This is a genomic window from Nocardia sp. NPDC102475 (assembly GCF_055584605.1).
Window position 1 is genome coordinate 296,623 of the sequence record NZ_JBVJLS010000009.1, and the last position, 8,736, is coordinate 305,358.

Annotated in this window: 9 protein-coding genes; 5 read left to right on the forward strand and 4 right to left on the reverse strand. The window is 65.6% G+C overall.

The window, feature by feature from the left end; translation table 11 throughout:
- Nucleotides 1-8: 8 nt before the first annotated feature.
- Nucleotides 9-755 carry a 3-hydroxybutyrate dehydrogenase gene (locus ACZ60G_RS19030; protein ID WP_465811366.1) on the reverse strand — a complete coding sequence of 249 codons (747 nt, stop codon included), beginning with the start codon at nt 753-755 and terminating at the stop codon, nt 9-11.
- On the reverse strand, nt 752-2,161 hold the full coding sequence (locus ACZ60G_RS19035; protein ID WP_465811367.1) for an MFS transporter: 1,410 nt from the start codon (nt 2,159-2,161) through the stop codon (nt 752-754). The genes ACZ60G_RS19030 and ACZ60G_RS19035 overlap by 4 nt, the downstream gene beginning before the upstream one ends.
- A gap of 141 nt (nt 2,162-2,302) precedes the next feature.
- Between ACZ60G_RS19035 and ACZ60G_RS19040 the strand changes: the two genes are divergently transcribed.
- Entirely contained in the window at nt 2,303-3,226 is a 924-nt protein-coding gene (locus ACZ60G_RS19040; RefSeq protein WP_465811368.1) for a LysR family transcriptional regulator, read from the forward strand.
- Nucleotides 3,227-3,399: 173 nt separating this feature from the next.
- Here the strand turns inward: ACZ60G_RS19040 and ACZ60G_RS19045 are convergent, their stop codons facing one another.
- Nucleotides 3,400-4,131 (reverse strand): ABC transporter ATP-binding protein, encoded by a 732-nt coding sequence (locus ACZ60G_RS19045; RefSeq protein WP_465811391.1) that lies wholly within the window; start codon nt 4,129-4,131, stop codon nt 3,400-3,402.
- 30 nt (nt 4,132-4,161) lie between these two features.
- A complete protein-coding gene (locus ACZ60G_RS19050; protein WP_465811369.1) occupies nt 4,162-5,220 on the reverse strand; it encodes an ABC transporter permease in 1,059 nt (352 codons plus the stop codon).
- 130 nt (nt 5,221-5,350) lie between these two features.
- Between ACZ60G_RS19050 and ACZ60G_RS19055 the strand changes: the two genes are divergently transcribed.
- Genes ACZ60G_RS19055 through cobM form a run of 4 tightly spaced genes read left to right on the forward strand, consistent with a single transcriptional unit; the run spans nt 5,351 to nt 8,400 of the window.
- A complete protein-coding gene (locus ACZ60G_RS19055) occupies nt 5,351-6,553 on the forward strand; it encodes a sensor histidine kinase (protein ID WP_465811370.1) in 1,203 nt (400 codons plus the stop codon).
- On the forward strand, nt 6,550-7,167 hold the full coding sequence (locus ACZ60G_RS19060; protein ID WP_465811371.1) for a LuxR C-terminal-related transcriptional regulator: 618 nt from the start codon (nt 6,550-6,552) through the stop codon (nt 7,165-7,167). Before ACZ60G_RS19055 ends, ACZ60G_RS19060 begins: the two co-directional genes overlap by 4 nt.
- A gap of 26 nt (nt 7,168-7,193) precedes the next feature.
- Nucleotides 7,194-7,619, forward strand: coding sequence for a PPOX class F420-dependent oxidoreductase (locus ACZ60G_RS19065; protein ID WP_465811372.1), 426 nt, complete (start codon nt 7,194-7,196; stop codon nt 7,617-7,619).
- A 16-nt stretch (nt 7,620-7,635) separates the two neighbouring features.
- Complete coding sequence (cobM, locus tag ACZ60G_RS19070; protein ID WP_465811373.1) at nt 7,636-8,400, forward strand: precorrin-4 C(11)-methyltransferase; 765 nt, start codon at nt 7,636-7,638, stop codon at nt 8,398-8,400.
- Nucleotides 8,401-8,736: the final 336 nt, after the last annotated feature.

An 8,736-nucleotide genomic window follows, 5' to 3' on the forward strand; every position in this document is an offset into this window, starting at 1 on the left:
CGCCGGAATCACCTTGCGGTCCACCCGCCGTCCATGGTGTAGGACGCGCCGGTGACCATGCCCGCATTCGGCGAGACGAGCCAACCCACCAGTGACGCAACCTCTTCCGGCTCGACGAGGCGTTTGATCGCGCTCTCGGTGAGCAGCACCTGCTCCAGCACCGCCTGCTCGTCGATGCCGTGCGCCTTCGCCTGATCGGCAATCTGCTTGTCCACCAACGGTGTTCGGACATAGCCGGGATTAACGCAATTGCTGGTGACGCCGTGGCGGCCGCCCTCGAGCGCGGTCACCTTGGACAGGCCCTCGAGTGCGTGCTTGGCCGTCACATACGCGACCTTGTATTCGGACGCGCGCAACCCGTGCACCGAGGACAGATTGATGATCCGGCCGAAGCCCCGCCGATACATCTGCGGCAGTGCCGCGCGGATGAGCAGGAACGGCGCTTCGACCATGAGGGTCATCAGGTTCCGGAATCGCTCCGGCGGGAAATCTTCGATCGGGTTGATGCTCTGTACACCGGCGTTGTTCACCAGGATGTCCACGTCCAGGGTGAGTTGTTCCAGGGCGGTGACGTCGAGAAGATCTATGGCCCAGGCTTTTCCGTCGATCTCACCGGCGAGTGCCTTTGCGCTCACGTCATCGATATCGGCGATGGTGACGGTTGCGCCGCGGGCCGCGAGTTCTCTGGCGCAGGCGGCGCCGATACCGCTGGCGCCGCCGGTGATCAGGGCGGAACGTCCGTTCAGATCACTCATGTGAGCTCCGCTCCTAGGGTTTCGACCCGCGCCGCCGGGGTCTGTGCGGCAAGGTTTTGCGCGTCGGCACTGTCGATGCTTTCCAGCGTTATGCCCTTCGTTTCGCGGGCGAACAGGACGGCGATCGCGGTAATCGCCGCCGCCGCAGCCAAATACAGGGCGATCGGCACCGCGGACCCGTAGGTATTGAGCAAGCGCACGGCGATGATCGGGGCGAGCGATCCCGCCACGATCGAGGTGACCTGGTAACCGAGGGAGACACCGGAATACCGCATCCGGGTCGGGAACATCTCGGCCATGATCGCGGGCTGTCCCGCATACATGAAGGCGTGGAATACCAGGCCGATGATGATCGCGGACATGATGACCGCGTTGTGGCCGCTGTCCATCATCGGGAAGGCGAAGAAGCCCCAGGTGCCCGCGGTTAGCGCGCCGACCAGATACACCGGCCGCCTGCCGAAACGGTCGGAGAGACTGCCCGCCAACGGAATCATGAAGAAGTGCACGGCATGTGCGGCCAGCAGCCACCAGAGGATGACCTTGGTGTCGACATGCACATGCACCTTGAGATAGGTGATGGTGAAGGTGACCACCAGGTAGTAGAGGATGTTCTCGCCGAATCGCAGCCCCATGGCGGTGAATACACCGCGCGGGTAGCGCCGCAGCACCTCGACGACACTGAGCGAATCGGCTTTGATCTGTTCGATTTCCTGCTGTGCCGCGATGAAAATGGGTGCGTCGGTGACCTTGGTGCGGATGTAGTACCCAACCAGCACGACCACCGCGGACAACCAGAATGCGACCCGCCAACCCCAGCTCAGGAAGGCGGCATCGGACAGCGTCGAGGTCAATGCCAGCAAAGCGACCGTCGCCAACATATTGCCTACCGGCACCCCGGCCTGTGGCCAGCTCGCCCAGAAGCCGCGGCTCTTGTTCGGACTGTGTTCGGCCACGAGCAGGACCGCGCCACCCCATTCGCCGCCGACCGCGAAGCCCTGGATGAATCGCAGCACGACCAGTAATGTCGGTGCCCAATAACCGATTTGGGCGAAGGTCGGCAGACAGCCCATGAGGAAAGTCGCGGCGCCGACCAGCACCAAACTGAACTGCAGTAGCTTCTTGCGGCCGTATTTGTCGCCGAAATGTCCGAAGACGACGCCGCCCAATGGGCGTGCGGCGAAGCCGACGGCGTAGGTGATGAAGGCGGCGAGGATCGCGTCGAGATCGCTGGTGCCCTTGGCGAAGAACACCTTGCTGAAGACGAGCGTCGCGGCCGTGCCGTAGAGGAAGAACTCGTACCACTCGACCACGGTGCCGGCCATGGACGCGGCCACCACCCGCCTCAGCCCGGCCGGTATCCCGCCGGGATCATTTCCCGTCGGCCGCATTGCATCGCGCACGCTCATCGAACATCTCCTTCATGACCGGGGCCACATCTGGCAATAAGATGTGACGGCCCCCACATTTCGTGGTCAGAACGAGTATTCGTGCACATATCTTCGGCCGCAATGACCAGTTGTGCAGTGCGTATCTGCAAGAATGCAGAAATGAGTCCGCCTGCCTCGGGTCCCAACCGCCCCAGCGCGGATGATCTGCTGGTTCTGCTCGCCGTCGGGCGCTCCGGGCGCTTCGTGTCGGCCGCCGAGGAGCTCGGGATCAACCACACCACCATCTCGCGGCGCATTGCCGCACTGGAACAGACGCTGGGCGGGCGGGTGCTCACCCGGGTGACCGGTGGTTGGGAGCTGACCGATCTCGGGCGGGAGGCGCTGGCGGCGGCGGAGGCAGTGGAATCCGCGGTCAAGTCGCTGGCTACCGATGTCGATGGCATGCGGGTATTGGAGGGTGTGGTTCGGATTTCGGCGACCGACGGATTCAGTGCCTATATGGCCGCGCCGGCCGCCGCCGAGGTGCAGCGACGGCATCCGAAGATCGCCGTCGAGATCGTGGCGGCGACTCGGCGCGCATCCCAGCAGCGTTCGGGTCTGGATATCGAAGTGGTGGTGGGTGAACCGCAAGTGCACCGCGCCAGGGCAATTCGGTTGGCCGATTACTGCCTCGGGCTCTACGGTTCGCGTGACTATCTCCGCGAACATGGAACGCCCACGGCGATCGGTGATCTCGCGCGCCACTCGCTGGTGTACTTCATCGATTCGATGCTGCAAGTGGATGATTTGGACCTGTCCTCTAGTTTCGCGCCGGCCATGCGTGAATCCGTCACTTCCACAAATGTTTTCGTGCACGTCGAAGCGACCCGTGCGGCCGCGGGCCTCGGCTTGCTGCCATGCTTCATGGCCGATCGTCACGACGACCTGATCCGAGTGCTTCGGAAGGAAGTCTCCGTTCGGCTCACCTATTGGCTCGTCACTCGCACCGAGACATTGCGCAGGCCCGAGGTGGCGGCGGTGGTCGACGCGATTCAGGTTCGGGTGCGGGAGCAGCGGAATGTTCTGCTCGGTTTATCGGCGTAATCGTTCGATAGCCGATGTGGAGTCCGCGGTCGTGCGCTAGAGCGCTGGAACCAGGAAGTACAGCGAGCCTCGTTCGGCGCACTGATCGGCGCGGGCACTTCGTGCAGGACACTGGGCATTCCTGCACGTTGACGGTAGCCACCGACCGGAAAATGCCAGCGGTCGTGCAGGTTTCAGGCGGCTTGGCCGGTGGTGTGGTCGAGGGTGAGGGTGCCGTCGATCATGCGGTAGACGGCGTTCATTTGATGGAGGTGGGTGTGGTCGTGGGTTACCAGGAGAGTGGCGGCCTGGTGGGTGCGGGCCATGGTGAGGATCAGTTCGATTATGGCGGTGCCGCGTTCGGTGTCGAGGGCGCTGGTTGGTTCGTCGATGACCAGGAGGGACGGGTCGTTCATCAGGGCGCGGGCTATGTTGACGCGTTGGCGTTGGCCGCCGGAGAGTTGGGCGGGGCGTTTGGCGTGTTGGTCGGCGAGGCCGACGGCGTCGAGTAATTCCATTGCCTTGGTGTGGGTTTCGCGGCGTCGGATCGGGGATGTGAAGAGGCGCTGGCCGAGGTGGGACATGGCCGCTAGTTGTTCGACGGCGGTCAAGGCGGGGATCAGGTTCGGTTGTTGGAAGACGATGCCGATGGACGAGCGGCGCAGGGCGGCGGCTTCGCGACGGGTGAGGGCGGCGAGATCGACTGTACCGTTGGGTGTTTCGAGGGTTATGCGGCCGGAGTCGGGGCGCATCAAGGTGGAGATTACGGCGAGCAGGCTGGATTTTCCGGAGCCGGAGGGGCCGGTGATTGCGGCGATGGCGCCGCCGGTGACGTGCAAGTTCACCTGATTCAGTGCGGTGAGGCGGCCTGCGCCGTCCGGGTAGGTGAGGGTTGTTTCGCTCACGGTGAGAGCGGTTTTCGTCATAGTTGCGGTGGTCATGCAGGTCTCCGAGGGTCAACGGGCCGCGCCGAGTGCGGTCAGCGGGTCGGTGGTGAACAGGAAGCGCAGAGCGAATGCTGCGCCGAGCAGGCCGAGGACGATCAGGACCGCCGCGGGGAACAGGGTTGTCGAAACGCTGAGTACGAAAGGCAGCGCATCGCCCATGAATGTTGCTGCGGCTACGGTTATTCCGAGTCCGACCGCGACACCTGCGGTCAGCACGATCGCCGCTTGGGCGAGGGCGTCGCGGACCAGTGCGCCGGATGTCGCGCCGAGCGCCTTCAAGGTCGCGATATCGGGCATGCGCTGCACCGTCCACACGGTGAAGAATGCGCCGATCACCAGGGCCGAAATAGCGAACAGCAGCACCGTCATCAAGGTCAGCGAACCGTTTTCGGCCTGGTAGGAACTCAATGCCGACAGCGATCCGGAGACGCTGGTCGAGGTCGTGTGCGCAGATGTGTTGACGGAGGCCATATTCGGGACACCGGATACCGCAAGCACCGTGGCGGCGCCGCCGCGCGGACTCACCGATTGCCAGTCGGTGGGAGTCATCCAGACGACGGGGGTGTGGCTGTACCAGTCGTCGCCCTGGACCGCGTCCACCCGGAAGGTGCCCGCGCCGAGCGTGACGGTGTCACCGGCGATGGCATCGAGAGCCTTGGCCGCGCCGGTGCTGAGCACGACGGTGCCGGAATCGGTTGCGACGCGGTTGCCGAATGCGGTTCCGGTGGTGCCGAACAGCGCGACCTGAGCGGGTTTGGTCGCACCCTGACCCGACACCGCACCCTCCGCCCGGCTGATGCCGATCGGGTCAACGGTGCCCGCGGCCGCCTGCCAGGTCTCGACCTGCTGCTCGGTCAGTGCGGAGGCGTCGAAGGAGGGATCCGCGCCGTTATCGGCGAAGACGATGGCATCGGCGCGGATCGCCTCGATGGCCGAGATGTTCTGGTGCCCGAGTCCGGCGGTGAGACCGCTGAGGAAACTCACCAGCAGCGCCACCAGGGTGACGACCAGCGTGATGAGCAGAAAACGGCCGCGTGCGGCCCGCAGATCCCGGAGTGCGACGAACATGCCATCACCCTGCCGCGCGCCGGCTCCCATGCCATCGCGCACGCGGAGGAATGCGCCCCGACCGAAGGTTGGTCGGTGTTTTACGCCTTTCGATGGATGCCGCCCGGATAGCCGCACATAAGCTGGCAACGTGCATTCGTCGCCGTTCACGCCTGTCTTCACCGCGCTGCGGTTGGGGCTGCATGTGCTGGTGACGACGCTGGCCGTGGTGGTCGCGGTGCGTGCACTGCTGCCGGGCGCTGGACATCCGCTCGGCGTCGTCACGCTGACCGTGGCATTCCTGGCCGTGTACTTCGCCGGTGCCCTGGTCGGCCGCCACCCGGCGGGCATTCGCATCTGGTTGGCGGCGCTGACGGTGCTGTGGCTCGGTCTCGTAGTGCTCGCACCCGATGCCGGATACCTCGCATTCGGCGTGTTCTTCCTCTATCTGCACCTGCTGCCACGGCCGTGGAGTCTGTTCGCGGTCGGTGCGGCCACGGTGGTTGCGGTGATCGGTTTCGGGGTGCATCGTGGCTGGTCGGTGGCGGGTGCGATCGGTCCGATTATCGGTGCGGCCGTCGCGGTGGGGATCGGGCTCGGCTACGAGGCGCTGTTCCGCGAATCCGCCGAACGTCAGCGCCTGATCGATGAATTGCTCAGTACCCGAGCCACTCTCGCGGAGCAAGAACGCACGGCTGGCAAATTGGCCGAGCGTGAACGGCTGGCGCAGGAGATCCATGACACCGTCGCGCAGGGGTTGAGCAGCATCCAGCTGCTGCTGCACGCCGCAGAGCAGTCGGCGCCGGATCATCCTGCGCTGCAACAGATTCGGCTGGCCCGCGAGACGGCTGCCGAGAATCTGGCCGAAACCCGAAGGCTGATAGCGGAATTGACTCCGGCCGCCCTGGAGGGGCAGAGCCTCGCGCAGGCGCTCGAGCGCATCTGTCAACGCGCCGAGGCTCCGGGGCTGCTCACCCAGATGGTCGTCGAGGGCACCCCGGAGCGCCTGCCGATGCCCGTCGAGGCGGCACTGGTTCGGATCGCGCAGGGGGCGGTCTCGAACGTGGTGCGCCACGCGGGCGCGAGCCGGCTGCGGTTGACCCTGACCTACGCCGATACCGATGTGTACCTCGACGCGGTCGACGACGGCATGGGCATCGATCCCGCTGTGCTCGATCGCGCCCCGACGGGCACCTTCGGGTTGGCCGCTATGCGCAGTCGCGTCGAACAGCAGGGCGGCACAATGGCGGTCGAGTCAGAGCCGGGCCACACTGCGGTCACCGTCTCGTTTCCACTGGAGCCCGCATCCGCCGAATCCTGTTCCGGCGCAACCGACCAGGAGCCCCACGCATGATCCGCCTCCTCCTGGCAGACGACCACGCCATCGTGCGCGCCGGTCTGCGCGCACTCCTGGAAAGCAATCCCGACATCACCGTCCTCGGCGACGCACCGACTGCCGAGGCGGCCGTCGCCTTCTGCACCACCACCGCGGTCGATCTGGTGCTGATGGATCTCAGCTTCGGCCCGGGCCGCTCCGGCGTCGATGCGACCGCCGAGTTGCGTGCGCTCGCTCAGCCGCCCAATGTCCTGGTCGTCACCAACTACGACACTGATGCCGATATCCTCAGCGCCATCGAGGCCGGGGCCTGCGGCTACATCCTCAAGGACACCCCGCCGGTGGAACTGCTCGCGGCGGTGCGGTCGGCGGCCGCGGGGGAGAGCGTGCTCTCGCCCGCGGTGGCCTCCAAACTGATGATCCGTGTTCGCCGCGCCGACACCACTCTGAGCCCGCGCGAAATCGAGGTGCTGCGGCTGGTGGCCGACGGCAGTTCGAACCGGGAGATCGCCAAGGAACTGTTCCTCAGCGAAACCACCGTCAAATCCCACCTCGTGCACATCTACGCCAAACTCGGCGTCCGCTCGCGCACATCCGCCGTCGCACGCGCCCGCGAACAAGGCGCCATCTGAACACCCGCGGGCTCTAGGGTTGGGGTATGGCCTCACTTTCGGATCCCAAAGTGCGCGACTTCCTGACCCACGCCAAGCGAACCGGAAAGGTGGCATTCGTGGCCGCCGACGGTCGACCGGTGGTCAGCCCGGTGTGGTTCGTCCTCGAGGGTGACGAACTGGTCTTCAATACCGGCAAGACCACGGCCAAGGGCAAGGCCTTCGCCCGCGATCCACGCATCGCGGTGGTGGTCGACCTCGAGGAAGCGCCGTACTCGTCCGTTCAGATCCAGGGCACCGTGACCCTGTCCGAGGATCCCGGTGAACTCCTGCGCACCGCCACCGAGATCGCCGGCCGCTATATGGGCGCGGACCGGGCCGAGGAATTCGGCAAGCGCAACGGCGTCCCGGGCGAACTGGTGGTCCGGGTGCACCCGTCCAAGGTGATCGCCCACTTCGACGCGACGGCCTAGCCCTACACTCACCCGCATGACCGTGCATTTCATCGGGGCCGGGCCGGGCGCCGCGGACCTGCTGACCGTCCGCGCGGTCGAGTTGCTGCGCGCCGCCCCGGTCTGCCTCTACGCGGGCACCTACCTGGACCCCGAGGTGCTCGCGCACTGTGCCCCCGATACCGAACTGATCGACACCCAGCACCTGGACATCGACCAGATCACCGAGCACCTGGTGCGCGCGCATCGCGCCGGTAAGGATGTCGCGCGCCTCTGCTCGGGCGACCCCTCCATATATTCGGCCCTCACCGAACAAACCCGTCGCCTCGATGCCGCGGACGTGCCATGGGACATCACCCCCGGCGTCCCCGCCTACGCCGCCGCGGCCGCCCTGCTCGGTACCGAGTTGACTGTGCCCGAAGTGGTCCAATCGGTGGTCCTCACCCGCACCCAGGCCCGATCCACGGCCATGCCCGAGTCCGAGGCCCTCGCGAACTTCGCCCGGACGCAGGCCACGCTGGTGCTGCATCTGGCCGTCACCCGAATCCGCCCACTGGCAGCCGAGCTGATCCCCGCCTACGGCGCCGACTGTCCGACCGCCGTGGTCTACCGAGCCAGCCGACCCGGCCAGCTGGTCCTGCGCGGCACCCTCACCGATATCGCCGACCAGGTCGAATCCGCGGGTCTGCGTCAAGCCGCCGTCATCCTCGTCGGCCGCGCCCTCACCCCGAATCTGTCCTGTACCCAGTCCCATCTCTACGACCCGGCCCGCGACCGACACCGACCTTCGCAAGCAGTGTGAGATCGGTGACAGGCATCCAGCAAACTTGCGATGATCCCCCTGCCTGGGCTGATGTTTCCCGGCTATGGGAGCTGATTGGTCGGCTGGCGAGGGCGACGGTAGATTGTTTCGGTGATCTGCATTGAACTTCCCGGCGGAGCCGGTCGGTGGGTGGCGGGCATGGTCGCGCCCATGTAACAAGCTCGGCCTGACGGGCAGATAGTGCCAATGAACATTTTTGCTTGATTGATGAGAACTGAACGCGGGAACACAGGCGCCACGCTGGTATAGGTGCGCGTCGGCGTCCCGGTGTTCATCGGGGAGCGCTCGTGTGGTGTTCCGGAAGCGAGGTTACGG